14 protein-coding genes, 1 tRNA gene and 1 pseudogene are annotated in these 16,662 nt (G+C 61.1%); 3 read left to right on the forward strand and 13 right to left on the reverse strand.

Annotated features, from left to right (window positions below; genetic code table 11):
- The first annotated feature begins 117 nt into the window (after nucleotides 1–117).
- Nucleotides 118–207 (forward strand) — tRNA-Ser (locus tag HCZ23_RS04680).
- Nucleotides 208–462: 255 nt separating this feature from the next.
- On the opposite strand, the gene HCZ23_RS18290 is transcribed toward HCZ23_RS04680, so the two are convergent.
- Nucleotides 463–816 (reverse strand): site-specific integrase, encoded by a 354-nt coding sequence (locus HCZ23_RS18290; protein WP_167600827.1) that lies wholly within the window; start codon nucleotides 814–816, stop codon nucleotides 463–465.
- A gap of 2 nt (nucleotides 817–818) precedes the next feature.
- Between HCZ23_RS18290 and HCZ23_RS04690 the strand changes: the two are divergent.
- Together HCZ23_RS04690 and HCZ23_RS04695 are read left to right on the forward strand one after the other, a co-directional pair.
- A pseudogene (locus HCZ23_RS04690) lies at nucleotides 819–2,009 on the forward strand (IS3 family transposase).
- Nucleotides 2,010–2,569: 560 nt separating this feature from the next.
- On the forward strand, nucleotides 2,570–3,406 hold the full coding sequence (locus HCZ23_RS04695) for an NAD(P)-dependent oxidoreductase (protein WP_254869928.1): 837 nt from the start codon (nucleotides 2,570–2,572) through the stop codon (nucleotides 3,404–3,406).
- A gap of 21 nt (nucleotides 3,407–3,427) precedes the next feature.
- On the opposite strand, the gene HCZ23_RS04700 is transcribed toward HCZ23_RS04695, so the two are convergent.
- The 12 genes from HCZ23_RS04700 to HCZ23_RS04755 form a co-directional block, all read right to left on the reverse strand.
- Nucleotides 3,428–4,435: an NAD(P)-dependent alcohol dehydrogenase gene (locus HCZ23_RS04700; protein WP_167600547.1), complete on the reverse strand. Its 1,008-nt coding sequence runs from the start codon at nucleotides 4,433–4,435 to the stop codon at nucleotides 3,428–3,430.
- Nucleotides 4,436–4,450: 15 nt separating this feature from the next.
- Nucleotides 4,451–5,185, reverse strand: coding sequence for a class II aldolase/adducin family protein (locus HCZ23_RS04705; RefSeq protein ID WP_167600548.1), 735 nt, complete (start codon nucleotides 5,183–5,185; stop codon nucleotides 4,451–4,453).
- 13 nt (nucleotides 5,186–5,198) lie between these two features.
- Nucleotides 5,199–6,620: a carnitine 3-dehydrogenase gene (locus HCZ23_RS04710; protein ID WP_167600549.1), complete on the reverse strand. Its 1,422-nt coding sequence runs from the start codon at nucleotides 6,618–6,620 to the stop codon at nucleotides 5,199–5,201.
- A complete protein-coding gene (locus HCZ23_RS04715; protein ID WP_167600550.1) occupies nucleotides 6,617–7,540 on the reverse strand; it encodes a 3-keto-5-aminohexanoate cleavage protein in 924 nt (307 codons plus the stop codon). Before HCZ23_RS04715 ends, HCZ23_RS04710 begins: the two co-directional genes overlap by 4 nt.
- Nucleotides 7,541–7,552: 12 nt before the next feature.
- Complete coding sequence (locus tag HCZ23_RS04720; RefSeq protein ID WP_167600551.1) at nucleotides 7,553–8,338, reverse strand: carnitinyl-CoA dehydratase; 786 nt, start codon at nucleotides 8,336–8,338, stop codon at nucleotides 7,553–7,555.
- Nucleotides 8,335–10,386 (reverse strand): acetate--CoA ligase family protein, encoded by a 2,052-nt coding sequence (locus HCZ23_RS04725; protein ID WP_167600552.1) that lies wholly within the window; start codon nucleotides 10,384–10,386, stop codon nucleotides 8,335–8,337. Before HCZ23_RS04725 ends, HCZ23_RS04720 begins: the two co-directional genes overlap by 4 nt.
- Before the next feature lie 5 nt (nucleotides 10,387–10,391).
- Nucleotides 10,392–11,552 (reverse strand): acyl-CoA dehydrogenase family protein, encoded by a 1,161-nt coding sequence (locus HCZ23_RS04730; protein ID WP_167600553.1) that lies wholly within the window; start codon nucleotides 11,550–11,552, stop codon nucleotides 10,392–10,394.
- A 97-nt stretch (nucleotides 11,553–11,649) separates the two neighbouring features.
- Nucleotides 11,650–12,462 (reverse strand): ABC transporter permease, encoded by an 813-nt coding sequence (locus tag HCZ23_RS04735; protein WP_167600554.1) that lies wholly within the window; start codon nucleotides 12,460–12,462, stop codon nucleotides 11,650–11,652.
- On the reverse strand, nucleotides 12,459–13,268 hold the full coding sequence (locus HCZ23_RS04740; protein WP_167600555.1) for an ABC transporter permease: 810 nt from the start codon (nucleotides 13,266–13,268) through the stop codon (nucleotides 12,459–12,461). Before HCZ23_RS04740 ends, HCZ23_RS04735 begins: the two co-directional genes overlap by 4 nt.
- Before the next feature lie 57 nt (nucleotides 13,269–13,325).
- A complete protein-coding gene (locus HCZ23_RS04745; protein WP_167600556.1) occupies nucleotides 13,326–14,438 on the reverse strand; it encodes an ABC transporter substrate-binding protein in 1,113 nt (370 codons plus the stop codon).
- Nucleotides 14,439–14,542: 104 nt separating this feature from the next.
- Nucleotides 14,543–15,577, reverse strand: a complete 1,035-nt coding sequence (locus HCZ23_RS04750; protein ID WP_368487295.1) for an ABC transporter ATP-binding protein — start codon at nucleotides 15,575–15,577, stop codon at nucleotides 14,543–14,545.
- A gap of 102 nt (nucleotides 15,578–15,679) precedes the next feature.
- Nucleotides 15,680–16,633, reverse strand: a complete 954-nt coding sequence (locus tag HCZ23_RS04755; protein ID WP_167600557.1) for a LysR substrate-binding domain-containing protein — start codon at nucleotides 16,631–16,633, stop codon at nucleotides 15,680–15,682.
- Nucleotides 16,634–16,662: the final 29 nt, after the last annotated feature.

Genomic DNA, 16,662 nt, shown 5'->3' on the forward strand with positions numbered 1-16,662 from the left:
GTGCCCGACCGGCATGATTTTGCGAGCGGTTGCGCGTAAATATGCTGAAAAGAATGTCACGAAAGGGGTTGCGCCGCCCCGAATGCGAGGATAAATCACCCGCCACCAGACCCCCGCGGAGAGGTGCCGGAGTGGTCGAACGGGGCGGTCTCGAAAACCGTTGTCCCTTTACGGGGACCCAGGGTTCGAATCCCTGTCTCTCCGCCACTATCCAGCTGATATTAAATGATATATTTGATTGGCACGCGAGCAGTGCTGTCTTCTTATATCGCAACGTGGCCGCAAAAAGCGTCATACTATGACGCTTTTTCAGCCTCTGAGTTTACCAACTATGCCACCTTTTCCTTCTCAGCACGTTGCAGGGGGTTGCATTGGGCGGCTTCGCCATATGATGTTGCTACAAAAAAGGCCCCGCAAAATTGTGGGGCCGTTCTGTATTCCTGTAGTCAGTTGCGAGGCATTTCATCGGAAGCCGTTGTTGCCATCGGATTTGACCTTATCCTGTTGTGCTTGGGTGAGATATCTCAGGTAATATCGCTCGGTTGTCAGCACCGAGCCGTGGCCAATGTATTGTTGGACACGATAGATAGACAAACCCTCTCTGAGACGCTCAATCGCAAACTTATGCCTCAGATCATGCAACCGTGCTCCAAACCCGGTTTCTTGCCCGTATTCCCAGAACAAATTTGACGGATCTTTGTTGTAACCATGCTCCGTCTTGTTCGAAAATACATAGGGTGAGCTACCCCCCGAAAATCGGACACTGACGTAGGCTACGATTTGCTGTCTGCTGATCTTCGACGAGAAGGAGATCAGAGATGTCGAAACGGAAGCAGCATTCGCCTGAGTTCAAGGCGAAGGTGGCGCTTGAAGCGCTGAAGGGTGAGCAAACGGTAGCCGAGCTGGCAAGCCGGTTCGGGATTCATCCGACGATGATCCACACCTGGAAGCGGGCGTTGCTGGAAGGCGCATCCGGCGTGTTCGAACGTGGTGGCAAGAAAGCCCCCGAGATTGACGAGGAGCAGGTCAAGGAGTTGCACGCCAAGATCGTGGGGTGAGGCCGCGAGCGCCATGCGTTCAAGAGAGCGGCAGAACGCGGTGGCCAACGATTTTTTGTCCAGAAAGCTCAAGCCGTGGACAGGAAAGTGAGGCGGGAGATGATCGAGCCAGCCACTTCGGGTCTGTCCATCGGCAAGCAGTGCCGATTGCTGTCGATCTCGCGGTCTTCGTTCTACTACATGCCGAAGGGCGAGACGGCGCTGAACTTCGCGCTCATGCGCCAAATTGATGAACAATTCCTTGAGACACCGTTCTTTGGCGTGCGGCAGATGACATGGCACTTGCGCAACGAGGGACACCTGGTCAACGAAAAGCGCGTCCGCCGGCTGATGAGGTTGATGAGCCTGATGCCGATCTACCAGAAGCCCAACACCAGCAAGGCGGCGAAGGGGCATAAAACCTATCCCTACCTGCTCAGGGGACTGCGCGTGGATCGGCCCGGCCAGGTCTGGGCCGCAGACATTACCTATCTGCCGATGCGGCGCGGGTTCCTGTATCTGGTGGCGATCATGGATTGGTACACGCGCAAGGTTCTGGCCTGGCGCATCTCGAACACGCTGGAAGCCGAGTTCTGTGTCGAGGCGCTGAACGAGGCCATCCATAAGTTCGGCCCGCCAGAAATCATGAACACCGATCAAGGCAGCCAGTTCTCTTCGTTTGTCTGGACCGACAAGTTACGGCGCTCAGGCGTGCGCATCTCCATGGATGGCACGGGCCGGTTCCTCGACAATATCTTCGTGGAACGGCTCTGGCGGAGCCTGAAATACGAGTGCGTCTATCTGCACGCCTAGGAGACCGGATCGGAGGCAAAGGCGGGCGTCGGGAAATGGATCGACTTCTACAACCGCAAGCGCCCTCATTCCGCCCTTGGCGGCAGACCGCCAGCCGTGGTCTATTGGCTGAGAAAAGAAGAAACCCAACCCGATCAGCAGGAGCAAAGAGTAGCTTAAATTACGCTGGAAACTGTCCAAGGTTTGGGGAGTAGCTCAAATTCCGAATTGCAACGGGAAAGCGAAGTTCTAAGACGACAAGTTTCGTCGGGAGATAGTCATCCTTGTGTTTCGAAGCAAACATCGAGCCTTAAATCTGTCCGCTCAAATTCTCTAAAGGACCAACAAGGAGCAGCAAAACCACATAATCTGAAAGGAAACTCATAGTGTTGGGTATGAGCCTCCAAGCTGACCGATGATACCAGTGGCAAAAACCATTACCCCCGCCGAACGACACCCGCTCACCTGTGCCTCCCACAATACCGCGCGGTTCAGGCTGTTGCCTCATAAGCGCAAACAGAAACCTCAGCGGAACTGCGGTTGCAAAACGCCCCACCGAATTCGATAACGGTGACGACACAAGCTCCCCCTCTCATCGCGCAAAGTATAAAATGACCAAAAAAAACTCAGGATCAAATATATACGGGGTATATCTAAGTCAGGGATTTGACCTGAAATCAGACTATGGCGCAGTTTTTGCAGCCGAAGCCGATGACGTCCTCCTTTCGCGCCCCGAAGATATGGAGACCCCGGAACGCATCCGCTTCGCGCTCTGTTGGGAACCCGCGCCGGATGCCTTTGACTCCTACCCCGCGCTCGAGTTGGTGATCGCGGCAGGCGCCGGTGTCGACCGGCTCTTGGCGCATCCTGGATTGCGTCCAGAGATGAAGGTTGCCAGAATTCGCGACACGCAGCAGGCCTATCAAATGGCGGGATTCGCCGCCCATGAGGTGCTGCATTACGAGCGCAAATTCGATCATCTCCGCGCCAATGCCAAAGCCCGTCTTTGGACAGATGTCTTGGGCCGGTCACCGGGGTCCGTGAGCGTCGCGCTTCTGGGCCATGGCACCATGGGGCAAGCGGTGGTCAAAAGCCTCACCGCTCTGGGTTTTACGCTGCGCGTCGCCAGCCGCTCCGCCCCCGCTGATCCCCTTCCGGGTGTGCGCTATTTCTCCGGCGATACGGCCGCGGCGAAGGCCGCAACCGGCGCGGATTATCTGATCAATCTCCTGCCTCTGACCAAGGCGACCGAAGGTGTACTCAACGCCGATCTTTTCGCCCGTCTCGCCCCCGGCGCGCGGCTGATCCAGATCGGGCGGGGCGAACATCTTGTGGAGGACGATCTGATCGCGGCGCTCGACAGCGGCCAGATCGCCGCCGCCTCACTCGATGTCTTTCGGCAAGAGCCCCTGCCCGCCGACCATCCATTCTGGGCGCACCCAAACCTGCGCCTGACCCCGCATCTCGCCAGCCACACCCTGCCCGAGGAACTGGTGCGTCAGGTCATCGCCTGTGCCCGCGCACTGCGGGATGGCGAGACCTGTGACAGCATCGTCGATCCTGCGCGCGGCTATTAAACCACGCGCCGGATCAAATCGTCACATCTCGACGCAAATCTTGCCGAAATGTGCGCCGCTTTCCTGATACCGGAAAGCCTCCGCAAGCTCGGCGAGCGGATATGTCCGGTCCACCACCGGGCGGATGTCCAGCACATCGAGGGCTTTGACGAAATCGAGCTGATGCTGGCGCGAACCGACGATCAGCCCTTGAAGCCGCTGTTGCCGCGCCATCAGCGCCGCCGTAGGCACTTCGCCTGCCCGTCCCGTCAACACGCCGATCAGCGCGATATGCGCGCCGGGGCGCCCGGCCACGATGGATTGCGTGAGCGTCGCGGGACCGCCGACCTCGACCACAATATCGACCCCACGCCCGCCGGAGAGCTGGCGCATCTCCATGCCCCAGTCGGGCGTCGCGCGATAGTTGATGACGTGATCCGCGCCCAACGCGCGCAGGCGTTCGAGCTTCTCGTCCGAGGAGGACGTGGCAATCACCCGCGCGCCCATCGCCTTGGCCAGTTGCAGCGCATAGATCGACACGCCGCCAGTGCCCAGAACCGCCACCGTATCCCCGGCCTTGATCCCGCCATCGACCACCAAAGCGCGCCAGGCGGTCAGCCCGGCGGTGGTGATCGTCGCGGCTTCGGCCGCACTCCAGCCTTTCGGCGCATGGGTGACCCAATTGGCGGGCAAGGTCACGCGTTCGCGGGCATAGCCGTCGCGCCCGTCGCCCGGCGTGGTGGAAAAATCGAAAGGCCGGTCATCGCCCTCCTGCCAATCCGGGAAAAAGCACGACACGACGGCATCGCCGGGACGAAACGCGCTCACGCCTTCGCCCACGGCCTCCACCTCGCCCGCGCCATCGGCCATCGGGATGCGCCCATCGGGCAAGGCCCCCTCGACGGCGCAGACCCGGTAGTCGTGGAAATTGAGCGAGCTGGCGCGCAGTCGCACGGTGATCTCTCCCGGCCCCGGTGCCGCGGGCTCCGCCGCATCCTCAACCACAAGGTTGTCGAGCCCGCCGGGGGCTTTGAGCGTGATCTGTTTCATGGGCTGTCTTTCGTTTTAGCTGCGGTAGTCGGCGCCGATCCCCTCGATGGAGCGCAGATGCGCCTGCCATTCCAGGTCCAGATCGCCATCTTCCTCATTCATCTGGATGTATTGCTCATGCACCCGCCCGGCAATGTCATCGCCGATCAAACGCAACGGCTGGCCGGTCGAAGTCGCCGCCACCTGAATTTCGCAGGCCCGCTCGAGGTAGAACATGTTGTTGAACATCTCCGCCGCGCTTCGCCCCGTGGCGATCAGCCCGTGGTTGCGCAGCATCAGGACCGGATACATCCCCATATCGGCGACGATGCGCTCGCGTTCCTCGAGATCAAGCGCGATGCCCTCGAAATCGTGATAGCCGATGCGGTTGTGGAATTGCAGCGAGATCTGGTTGAGCGGCAAAAGCCCCTCCTCCATGCAAGACACCGCCACGCCCGCGCGGGTGTGCGTGTGCATGATCCAGGCGGCGTCGTGACGGTTCATGTGCACGGCGGAATGGATGGTGAAGCCTGCCGGGTTCACCCGATAGGGGCTGTCGTCCACCTTGTTGCCGTCCACATCAATCTTGACCAGAGTGGAGGCGGTGATTTCCTCCCATCGCCAGCCGTAGGGGTTGATCAGGAAATGCCCGTCCTCTCCCGGCACGCGGGCGGTGATATGGGTGTAGATCAGATCGGTGAACTTATAGAGCGCCGCCAGACGGTAGCAGGCGGCGAGGTCTTCGCGGGTCTTTTGCTCTTCGGGGGTCATGTCTCTCTCCGGGTTAGCTGCGATGCCCGACCGACCCGCCCGCGCCTTCGGCGGGGAAATCGGCGTGGGTCATGGCAAGATGCGCAAGCGCGCCTGCGACAGGCGCCTCCGGCGCACAGGCGCGGCGGGTGGTCAGGTCGGTGTGCAGTAACAGCGTCTCGATGGTGGCACAGATCGTACCATCCGCCTTGAGCACACGGTGAAACAGTTTCATCTTTTTGCCCGCGCCCTCAAGCACCAGCGTCGTCACTGTCAGCGCCTCACCCCGATGCACCTCGTCGAGGTAGCGGATCCGGGTATCGACGGTGAAAAAGCTTTTGCCAGAGGCGACATAGGCGGCATCCGCGCCGATGAGCTGCATCAACCCGTCGGTCGCCCAGGTGCCAAGTTCGAGGTAGGCGGCTTCGTTCATATGGCCGTTGTAATCGGTCCAGGTCACCGGCACCACCCGGCGCAGCGTGACTGGCAAACCGTCGATCTCGCCGCCGGTGGCCAAATCCGCCTCATGCCTGGCGACCACCCCGCCTGCCCCGCTGCTGGTATGACGGAGCGCACGCAAGATGGAGACAAGATTGTCGTCGCGCAGACGTTCGAGTTCACGGATCGTCAGATGACCGGATTGTGCATCCGACTGATCACTGATCGTCGCGATCAGCGCGTCATCCAGATCCGGCACATCGGTGAGCTTCGTCCAGGGCCACTGAAGCGACGGGCCGAATTGCTCGATGTAACTCTTCATCCCGGCCTCGCCCCCGGCGATGCGATAGGTCTCGAACAAGCCCATTTGCGCCCAGCGGAGGCCAAAGCCCATGCGGATTGCGTCGTCGATTTCTTCTGTGGTGGCGATGCCGTCCTTGAGCATCCAAAGCGCCTCGCGCCAGACTGCTTCCTGAAACCGGTTGCCGATGAACGCATCGATTTCGGTTTTAAGAATGAGTGGATGCATCCCGATGGAAGTGGCAACCTCTGCCGCTTTTCTGCAAAGCCCCGGCGCGCCGGAGATTTCCAGAAGCGGCAGAAGATAGACCGGGTTGAACGGGTGAACGACCACCACCGGCGCGCCTTTGGCTGCCAGATCGGAGGCCTTGAACCCCGACGTCGAAGAGGCAATAAACACGCCGTCCGACAGAAAGAGCGAGATTTCGCTATAGACCCGGTGCTTGAGATCGAGCCGCTCCGACACGCTTTCCTGCACCCAATCGGCGCCGGTCACGGCGTCTGCAATGCTGTCGCAAAAGCTCAGGCTGCCTTCCGGTGGCAAAGGTCGATCGTAGATCGCGGGCAAAGAGGCGCGGGCATTGTCCAAAACCTCGCCGATCTTGCGCGCCGCCTCCGGGTCCGGGTCGAAGACCCTGACATCCCAGCCATTGAGCAGGAACCGCGCCGCCCAACCGCCGCCGATGACACCGCCACCGATGATGGCCGCCCGGCTCATGCCACGGCCTCCGGCATCGCGCGTTTGACGAGGCCAAGCTGGGCGCGGACCTCGCCCGGCCCCATGAGCGTCGCGCCCATGTTGGACAAGAGGCTCGCCGCGCGTTCGACAAGCTGCGCATTGGTGGCCAGCACGCCCTTGTCGAGATAGAGGTTGTCCTCCAGCCCGACCCGCACATTGCCCCCGGCCAGCGCCGCCGCAGCCACGTAAGGCATCTGATCGCGGCCCAGACTAAAGGCCGACCAATTCCAACCTTCGGGAATGTTGTTCACCATCGCCATGAAGGTGTTGAGATCATTCGGCGCGCCCCAGGGCACCCCCATGCAAAGCTGCACCAAGGCCGGGTCTTCGAGCACGCCCTCTTTCACCAGCTGTTTGGCGAACCACAGATGGCCCGTATCAAAGGCCTCAATCTCCGGCTTCACGCCCAGCTCGGTCATCATCCGCCCCATGGCACGCAGCATTTCGGTCGTGTTGGTCATCACATAGGTGCCATCGCCGAAATTCATCGAGCCGCAATCGAGCGTGCAAATCTCCGGCAGGCAATCGCGGATATGCGCCATGCGTTCCGTCGCCCCCGCCATATCGGTCTCGGCGGCGTTGAGCGTCATCGGGGCCTCCGGCGCACCAAAGGTGAGATCGCCGCCGGTGCCTGCGGTGAGGTTCAACACCACATCCACCTCGGACGACCGGATGCGGTCGGTCAGCTCACGGAAAAACCCACGGTCGCGACAGGGTGCGCCGGTTTCCGGGTCGCGCACATGGCAATGCACCACGGCGGCGCCCGCCTTGGCGGCGTCAATCGCGGCTTCGGCGATCTCTTGCGGCGAACGCGGCACGAGGCGGCTTTTGTCCTGCGTCGCGGCGGCGCCTGTGATCGCGGCGGTGAGGAAGAGTTTTCGGTTCATTTGAAGTGGCATTGTCTTGGTCCTTTACCGGCCCTTCCAGACCGGATCGCGTTTCTCGGCAAAGGCGCGCGCGCCTTCTTTCTGATCCTCTGAGCGGTAGAGCCGCTCAACGGTTTCGAACTGGCTGGTGTTGATGCGATTGAGCGCGTCCTGGAATTTCATGTCCTCCGCCTCGCGCGCGATCTCCTTGATCGCCGCAAAGACCAGCGGCGGACCGGAGGCCAGCTCATCCGCCATCTTACGCGCCTCGGCCATCAGATCGGCGGCGGGCAGGATGCGATTCACCAACCCCCAACGATGCGCCTCCTCGGCATCGAACCAGCGCCCGGTGTACAAAAGCTCCATCGCAATGTGATAGGGAATGCGTTTCGGCAGCTTGATCGAAGCCGCATCGGCCACCGTGCCGGATTTGATCTCCGGCAGGGCAAAAGTGGCATGATCTGCCGCCAGAATGATGTCGGCACTGATTGCCAACTCCAACCCTCCGCCGCATGCGATGCCATTCACCGCCGCGATCACCGGCTTGTTCAGCCCGCGCAGCTCCTGCAAGCCGCCAAAGCCGCCCTTGCCGTAATCCGCATCCGCCGCCTCGCCGTCGGCTGCAGCCTTGAGATCCCAACCGGGGCAAAAGAACTTTTCCCCGGCGCCGGTGACGATCGCCACACGCAGCTCCGGGTCGTCGCGAAAAGCGGTGAAAATCTCGCCAAGCTCCTGGCTCGTCGCCATGTCGATGGCATTGGCCTTGGGCCGGTTCAGCGTGACCTCAAGAACCGCACCGCGGCGGTCGGTCAGGACGTTTTGAGCGCTCATGGCTGCTCCTCCATTCTGATAAGTGCATCCGCCGCCACCGCATCTTCGGCGCGGCAGATCAGCGGATTGATTTCAATCTCATGCAAGGCCGCGGCGTGCTCCGTCACCAGTTCTTGCAGCGCCATGACCGTGTCGATCACGGCGTCGAGATTGGCGGGCGTGCGACCGCGATAGCCGGTCAAAAGCGCGCCGGTTTTCAGGTCGGACAAGGCGCTCTGTACCTCGTCGCGGCGGGCCGGGATCAAGACCGACACCGTATCGCGAATGAGTTCGGTCAGGATGCCGCCCATGCCCATCGTCAGGACAAATCCATGCGCCGGATCGCGGGTCACGCCGACGATCAGCTCGGCCACGGTGCCGGTGATCATCTCCTCGACGAGAAAGCTCGCGGCGGGCATGGCCTCTGCGGCCTCGGTGACCGCGCGGGCCTCGGTGAGGTTGAGAACCACCGCCCCAGCCTCGGTCTTATGCGCGATGCCTTCGCCTTTGAGCACAACGGGAAAGCCGATCTCCTCGGCCTGAGCGCCCGCCTCTGTCGCCGTCGTCGCGCGCTGGGATTTCGGCACGCGAACACCAAAGCCGGACAAAAGCGCCTTGGCCTCGGCCTCTGAGAAGACACGCGGATCGCCATGGCCGTTCACCGGTTGCAGCACCGGCGCGGGACGTTGGTTGTCGCCCGCACGCGCGCCCACTTCGGCCGCCGCACGGATCGCCCGAAGCGCATCTCCCATGCCACACAGCGGCACGACGCCAAGATCAAGCGCCCGCTGCGCCACCGCCTCAGAGAGGCCCTCGGACAGGAGCGACACCATGGCCATCGGCGTGCCGGTCACCTCACGGGCCTTGGCGACCGCGCGCAACACCTGATCGTAATCGGGCGCCTCGAACCGGTCGTCGCGTGGATAGTCCACCACGACACAGCCAAGCCCCAGATCGGCATCGCAGAGCGCCGTGAAGGTGGCGGTCAGAGCCGCCTCGTCGCCCCAGATATAGGTGTTGTAATCCAAAGGGTTGGCCAAGGCGACCTTGGGCCCCAGCGCGGCCCGCAGGCCATCGCTTTGCTGGGCGTTGAGCGGCGGATAGACCACACCCGCCACCTCGCCCATATCGGCCATGAGAGAGGCCTCGCCCCCCGAACAGGACGCAGACGCGATGCGGTTGGAACGCAGCCCGCCGGTGACATGCAGGAGTTTCAGCGTTTCCACGAGTTCGGTCGGCGTGTCCACCTGCGCGATGCCGAGACGTTTGAGCAAGGCACGCGCGCCTGCATCCGACCCGGTCAAAGAGGCGGTGTGGGAAACAGCGGCGGCCTGCGCCTGTTGCGAACTGCCGACACGGAGCGCGACGATGGGTTTGCCGAGATCGGACGCGCGACGGGCCAGCTCTTCGAAGGCCGGAAGGTCGCTGATCCCCTCGATATGAAGCCCCAAAGCGGTGATGCGCGGGTCTTCCAAAAGCGCGATGCCGAGATCAGACATCGAGGTCTGCGCCTGATTGCCCGCTGCGACCACGGCGGCCAGAGGCAGGCCGCGGCGCTGCATCGTCAGGTTGATCAACACGTTGGAGGATTGCCCGATGACGGCGACACCGCGCTCGACCGGCGCCATACCGTGGCGGTCTGGCCAAAGCGCCATGCCGTCGAGGGCGTTGACGATTCCGTAGCAATTCGGCCCCAAAACACGCATTTCGCCTGCGGCTTCGACCAGTTTGGCCTGCAACTCTGCACCATCCGCCAGTTCGGAAACGGCCTCGCTGAACCCCGCCGCAAAACACACCGCGCCACCGCAGCCCATCTTGGACAGTTCCGCTGTAACCTTGACGGTCAGTTCACGGTTCACGCCGATGAAGGCGGCATCGGGCACGCCAGGAAGGCTGGCGAGGTCGGGATAGGCCGGCAGACCGCCGATCTCTGTTTTCTTGGGGTGCACCGGCCAGATCGGCCCGGTGAACCCGGTGTCGCGACATTGGCGCACGACGTTTTCGCACCATGTGCCGCCGCCGATCACGGCGATGGCCTTGGGCGAGATGAACCGGCTCAGGGCACCCATCCGCGTCACGCCCCCAGAGGCCGGAACAGGTCCCGGCTGATGATGTGGCGCTGGATTTCCGAGGTGCCGTCCCAGATGCGTTCGACGCGGGCATCGCGCCAGAACCGCTCAATCGGCAGCTCGTCCATGAGCCCCATCCCGCCATGGATTTGCAGCGCCGCATCGGTGACACGCGCCAGCATTTCGGAGGCGTAGACCTTAGCCGAAGCGATCTCGCGATTGGCCGGAAGGCCTTGGTCCAGTCGCCAGGCGGCGGAGAGCGTCAGCCAATCGGCGGCGTCGATCTCGGTGATCATATCGGCGATCTGAAAGCTCACGCCCTGGAATTTTCCGATGGGCTGGCCAAATTGTTTGCGCTCGGCGGCGTAGCTCAGGGCGTGGTCGAACACACGGCGCGCCCGGCCCACGGAGTTGGTCGCAACCGTGATGCGTGTGGCGTAGAGCCATTCGTTCATCACGTCGAAGCCGCCATCGACCTCGCCCAACACCTGCGCATCCGACAGACGGCAATTATCGAAATAGAGGATGCTGTTCTGATAACCGCGGTGCGACACGGAGTTGTACCCGCGTGCAATCTCAAAGCCGGGCGTGCCGCGATCGACGAGGAAACAGGTGATACGTTTCTTCGGCCCGCGCGGCGTCTCATCGACCCCGGTTGCTACGAAAACAATCACGAAATCGGCATGTTCCGCGCCAGAGATAAAGTGCTTGGAGCCATTGATCACCCAATCGCCCCCATCGCGCACGGCGGAGCATTTCATACCGCGCACGTCAGAGCCCGCGTCCGGTTCCGTCATCGCCAGCGCGTCCATTTTCTCGCCGCGCACGGCGGGCATCAGGTATTTTTCGATCTGCTCGCCTTCGCAGGCCATCAGAATGTTCTGGGGCCGACCAAAGAAATGGGTCAGCGCCATCGAGCCACGGCCCAATTCACGCTCGACCAGCGCGAATTCGAGATGCGAGAGACCCGGCCCCCCGACGCTTTCGGGAAAGTTCGAGGCGTAAAAACCCAGATCAATGCACTTCTGTTTGATCTCCTGGCCGATCTCGGCGGGGACTTCGCCGGTGCGTTCGACCAGCGTTTCATGGGGGTAAATTTCGTTTTCAACGAAGCTGCGGACGGTGGAGACGATCATCTCCTGTTCAGTGGTCAGGCCAAAATGCATGGGTCACCCTCTTTCATGTTGAAAGGATGTTATTGTCAGGGAGGAAACAGCGCGCGAGAGGTCCGTGCGCTGCGGAAGGGTTAAGTGGGAATTCGGATCAACTGGGGCCGCGCACCTTTCGCCAAAGGTGAGCGGCACGGGCGAGGATCACCAGCGTGACCACAAGGATCAAAAGCACGGAGATCGAGGCGATGGCAGGATCGACATTGTCGCGCAGCCCCATCCACATCCGACGTGGCAGCGTGATGGTTTCCACCGAGGTGACGAAAAGCGTCACACCGATTTCGTCCCAGGACAGAAGGAAACACAGGAACAATGCGCCCAGCATGCCAAAGCGAATGTTGGGCAGGATCACCCCGAAAATCCGGGTGAACAGGTTTGCGCCCATGGATTGTGCGGCCAAATCCATGCGCCGGTCGACCTGGCTCAGAGAGACCATGAGCACGACCACCGCATAGGGCACGACCATCACCGTATGGGCCAAAACCACCCCGCCCAAAGTGTCATAGGCGATCAGGCTGTTCCACTGCGACAGCTGCGTCAGAAAGAAGAACAGCGTGAGCGAGGACACCACCGGCGGTGCGACCATCGGCAAGAGCACAAAGCCGGTCATCAGCATCGCGAACGGCGGACGCAGGAGCCAGATGCCGACGCAAAACGCCGTTGCAAGCGCGACCGACAGGAGGCTGGCCAGCACACCGACCTGCACCGAGGTCATGAGGCTGTGGCCCCACTCGGGGTTCTCGAACAGCGACTGGTAGTGCCGCCAGGACCAGTCGCCATTGGGCAGGCTGAGGTAGCGGCGCGAGGTGAAGCTGACCGGCACCACCGCGATGAGCGGCATCAACAGGAACAGCGCAACAAGGGAGGACAAAAGCGTGGCGATCACGCCGGGACGAAGTCGGGTCATGGCGTCACATCCTCGTAGCGGCGAATGAGAAGGTAGAGAATGCCCCCCACCGCGATCATCAGAACCACACTCATGGCGGCGGCCATGCCCCATTGCGGGATCTGGAAAATCCAGAGGTAGATCAGCTCGGCGACCAAGACGGACTGCCCCCCGCCCAAAAGCGCGGGCGTGACGTAAAAGCCGATGGAGAAGACAAAGACCAAGAGCGTTGCCCCCATGATGCCGCTCGCCGTCATCGGCAGGTAGACCTGCCAGAAAATCCGCAAACGAGAGGCCCCCATGCCATCGGCGGCCGTGAGCACGCGCTCATCGACATTGCGCATGGCGGTGGCCAGCGGGAAGACGGCGAAGGGAATGAGGTAATGCGACATGCCGACCACGACGGCAAACTCGTTGCGCGTCATCTGGATGGCACTGTCGATCAGCCCAAGGTCCTGAAGCCAGGTGTTCAGAAGGCCGCGGTTGGAGAGCATGGACAGCCACCCAAACGCCCGGCTCAGGATAGAAATCCAAAACGGGATCATGATGCAAAGTTCGGTGATCATCCGCACCAAGGGCGAGCCACGCACCCAGAGAAGGGTGATGACATAGGCGCTGGTCACCGAGACCACGGTCACGATCAGACAGAGCCGCAGCGTGCGCCCGATCACGCCCAGCGATAAAGGATCACTCAAAACGTGGCCATATTGCGCGAAACCGGGGTCCGGGTCCGTAAAACTGAGCTGAACGATGCCGAGAAACGGCAACAGGTAGCTCGCGCCCAGGAACAAAAGCACCGGGCAGATAAGAAGGAGATAGGGGCGCATGGATCTTCCTTTTGCGCGCCCTCCGTTCATGACAAACGGAGGGCCAAGTCAGATGGATCAGGCGGAAATGATCTGGAGATAGGCGTCAAGTGCTGCGCTGTAGTTCTCTTCGTACCAATCCGTGTTGAGCGCGACCTGTTTCGGCAGGTTCGCCGGGTCCATCGGATTGAGCCAGCGGTCCTCTTCCGCAATGAGCGCATCGGCGGCCGGGTTGCTCGGCCCGTTGCCCAGCATCTCGAACAGCACCACCTGACGTTCCGGTTCCTGGGTGGCCGCGATGTATTTCATCGCCGCCTCCGTGCCGCCCGGGTTGTCCTTGAGCACCCCGATGCCGCCCGGCCCGATGATGCCGCCGTCCCAGGTGAAGGTGATTTCGCCCTCTGTGTCCTTATGCAACAGACCCGCGCGGGTGTTCCAGATCAGCGCCATGGAGACATCGCCATTGAGCAACAGAGACTGGCTTTCCGCACCGCCGCCCCAGAAGGCACCGATATGCTCTTTGAAAGCTTCGATCTTGGCATGTGCGCGGTCCAGATCGAGCGGATAGAGGTCCGCAGGCGCCACGCCATCGGCCAGCAAAGCGGCCTCCCACATGCCCGCGCCCCATTTGTACATGGAACGTTTGCCGGGGAATTTCTCGACGTCGAAGAAATCGGCCAAAGAGGTCGGCGGCGTGTCGTATTTGGTCGCGTCATAGGCGATCACATAGGAGTAGAAATAGCAGGAGGAGGAGTATTCCCACTGGAACCCCTCGCGCTGTTTCGCCGGATCGACAATGTCGTAATCAATAGGTTGCATCATGCCCTTGCGACCCAGCGCCTGCGCCGAGAAGGGTTCGGCATCGACAAGGTCCCAGGTCGGACGCCCGCCCTGCACCTGCGCGGTGATCGCGCCTTCGGTCGGGCCGGAGCCGTCGTAGAACACCTTGATGCCGGTTTCCTCGGCGAAGGGTTTGCCAAAGGCCGCATCCATCGCATCGAGCGCATCCCCGCCCCAGTTCACAAAGACCAGCCGACCGTCTTCGGCGCGCGCAGGCGTAGCGCCCAGACCGATGGCGGAGGTGCCCATGAGCGCAGCGAAGCCCTGCATCAATTGGCGACGGGAAATCTGACCTTTCGCACTCCGTTCCTTGAGAATGTCGACGAGGTCTTTCTGGAAGTTATTGTGCATTGTCTCACCTGTTGGTTGGTGTTGGATGTGTTGTGGTTATTGCGCAGGGCTTCTCTGTCGAGCGCCCGTGTTGCGGCTCTTGAGAAGGCATGCGGTAGGATGTGTCAAAGGGCGAAACTGTCGCCGGTGTCCCAGGCGACCTGAAGCCCCGCGCCCAGATCGGGCGGCGGCAGGCCGGGGCCGTTGTCGATGTAGAACATCAACTCTTCGCCCGCCTTGGTCTCAAGCACGAGACGGGATTTCGAACCGAGATAGACCATGTCGCGCACCGTCACCGGCAGTTTGTTGACGTCCGTCTCACCCGCAAGCCGCATGTGTTCGGGACGCAGCGCGATATGGTCGAAAGCAGAGGCATTGGCAGGCAGGTCAATCTTCGTCCCGGCAACCCCACCCTTCTCGGCGTCCAGCGACATGATATTGATGTCGCCCAGAAATTCCGCCGTGAAGCGGTTCGCGGGATGCTCATAGACCTCGGTCGGCGTGCCGATCTGTTGCAGCGCGCCTTGGTTGAAGATCGCCACATGGGTCGAGAGCGCCAGCGCCTCCTCCTGATCGTGGGTCACGAAAACGAAGGTCGTACCCAGATCCCGGTGCAGCCGCCGCAGCTCTTCTTGCATCTGGCCGCGCAGGTTCTTGTCGAGCGCTGAAAAAGGCTCATCGAGCAACAGCACCTTCGGTTCATAGGCCAGCGCGCGCGCCAGAGCGACGCGCTGTTGCTGACCGCCCGAAAGTGCCTTGGGTTTCTTGTGGGCGTGGCCCGAGAGGCCGACCATTTCGATCATCTGATCGACGCGATCCGCCATCTGTGCCTTGGACCATTTCTTGACCTTGAGTGGAAAGGCGATGTTTTCGGCCACGCTCAGATGCGGAAACAAGGCGTAGCCCTGAAACACCATGCCAAACCCGCGTTGTTTGGCCGACCAGTTGGTCATGTCCTGCCCCTCAAGGAACAATTTGCCCGAGGTCAGGTTCTGATAACCGCCGAGCATTGTCAGAAACGTGGTCTTCCCTGAGCCAGATGGCCCAAGAAGAGAGAGGAATTCGCCCTCCTTGACGTCCAAGGACACGTCACGTAAAGCGTGGAAATCCCCGAACATTTTTCCAACGGAATGGGCTTCGATCTGCGTTGTGTTTGCCACAATCGTCTCGCTTTCTCAGTCTGTGCGTTATGCCCCGAGGGTGCGAGGTGGCTTGCCAAACTGCAAATGAAACTTCTTGTTCCGCGTGACAAACAAAATTTGTCACGGTCTAAAATCCGGGCCAATCCGGCTCACTTCCAGACGTGTTTTCAACCAGTTATGGAATTCGACCACGAGCGGATTTTCGAGATTTTCCTCCGGCGTACAGAGGAAATAGCCGGTATCAGAGTGCAAAGATTGTGCAAAGGGTCGCATCAATCGCCCTTCGCGCAGATCCGACGCCCAAAGCACCGTATCGCCAATCGCGATTCCTTCGCCCGCGATCACCGCCGTATGCACGATGTTCATGTCAGAATAGCAAATGCCGCGATGCGCATTTTCCATCGGCATGCCCGACAATTGCATCCAGTTTTCCCAATCGGTGAAGTCATGCATATGCAAAAGCGTCGCCCGTGTGAGGATGTTCGGATCGTTGAACGACTTGTATCGGCTGAGATAAGCCGGGCTGCACAGCGGCGTGAATTCGACCGACAACAAAGGCTCAGCCGCCACATGGGCGCGCGGTTCATGACCAAAGGTGATGAAGGTATCGACCTCCGGGTTGCTGGTATCCGCGAGCTGATGGCTGCTGACGACATTGAGAATGACTTCCGGGTTTGCGGCCAGAAAATCCCCCATGTTGAGGCACAACCAGGCGGCGGCAAAGCCCGGCGGCGCACTCACGGACAGCCGCCCGTTCAGCCGGTCTTGCGACACCCGCGCGGTGGAGCTTGCAATGATATTGAGTGCCCGGCGCACATCCTCGGCATAGGCACGCGCACGTGGCGTGATCTCGGTGCGGTTGCCGCTGCGTTCGACGATCTTGAAGCCCAGATCCCGCTCCATGAGACGAAGCTGATGGCTGACGGCGCTGCGTGTGACATTCAGTTCAGAGGCCGCACGCCACAGCGCCCCGTTGCGCACGACGCTTTCAAGAACGCGCAGCGCCTGGATAGAGGGAAAACGTTTGATGGCAGCTCTCCTGACATAAAAAGACGCCCCCGAGGCATAGCGCATCGGGAGCAGTCTATCGAGATCAAAACATC

It is taken from the genome of Celeribacter sp. HF31, from assembly GCF_011806455.1.
Taxonomy (GTDB): domain Bacteria; phylum Pseudomonadota; class Alphaproteobacteria; order Rhodobacterales; family Rhodobacteraceae; genus Celeribacter.

Excerpts from the sequence above, each read along its gene's own strand:
- HCZ23_RS04695 (WP_254869928.1), top strand. The coding sequence starts at position 2,570 with ATGGAGACCCCGGAACGCATCCGCTTCGCGCTCTGTTGGGAACCCGCG.
- HCZ23_RS04700 (WP_167600547.1), bottom strand. The coding sequence starts at position 4,435 with ATGAAACAGATCACGCTCAAAGCCCCCGGCGGGCTCGACAACCTTGTG.
- HCZ23_RS04705 (WP_167600548.1), bottom strand. The coding sequence starts at position 5,185 with ATGACCCCCGAAGAGCAAAAGACCCGCGAAGACCTCGCCGCCTGCTAC.
- HCZ23_RS04710 (WP_167600549.1), bottom strand. The coding sequence starts at position 6,620 with ATGAGCCGGGCGGCCATCATCGGTGGCGGTGTCATCGGCGGCGGTTGG.
- HCZ23_RS04715 (WP_167600550.1), bottom strand. The coding sequence starts at position 7,540 with ATGCCACTTCAAATGAACCGAAAACTCTTCCTCACCGCCGCGATCACA.
- HCZ23_RS04720 (WP_167600551.1), bottom strand. The coding sequence starts at position 8,338 with ATGAGCGCTCAAAACGTCCTGACCGACCGCCGCGGTGCGGTTCTTGAG.
- HCZ23_RS04725 (WP_167600552.1), bottom strand. The coding sequence starts at position 10,386 with ATGGGTGCCCTGAGCCGGTTCATCTCGCCCAAGGCCATCGCCGTGATC.
- HCZ23_RS04730 (WP_167600553.1), bottom strand. The coding sequence starts at position 11,552 with ATGCATTTTGGCCTGACCACTGAACAGGAGATGATCGTCTCCACCGTC.
- HCZ23_RS04735 (WP_167600554.1), bottom strand. The coding sequence starts at position 12,462 with ATGACCCGACTTCGTCCCGGCGTGATCGCCACGCTTTTGTCCTCCCTT.
- HCZ23_RS04740 (WP_167600555.1), bottom strand. The coding sequence starts at position 13,268 with ATGCGCCCCTATCTCCTTCTTATCTGCCCGGTGCTTTTGTTCCTGGGC.
- HCZ23_RS04745 (WP_167600556.1), bottom strand. The coding sequence starts at position 14,438 with ATGCACAATAACTTCCAGAAAGACCTCGTCGACATTCTCAAGGAACGG.
- HCZ23_RS04755 (WP_167600557.1), bottom strand. The coding sequence starts at position 16,633 with ATGCGCTATGCCTCGGGGGCGTCTTTTTATGTCAGGAGAGCTGCCATC.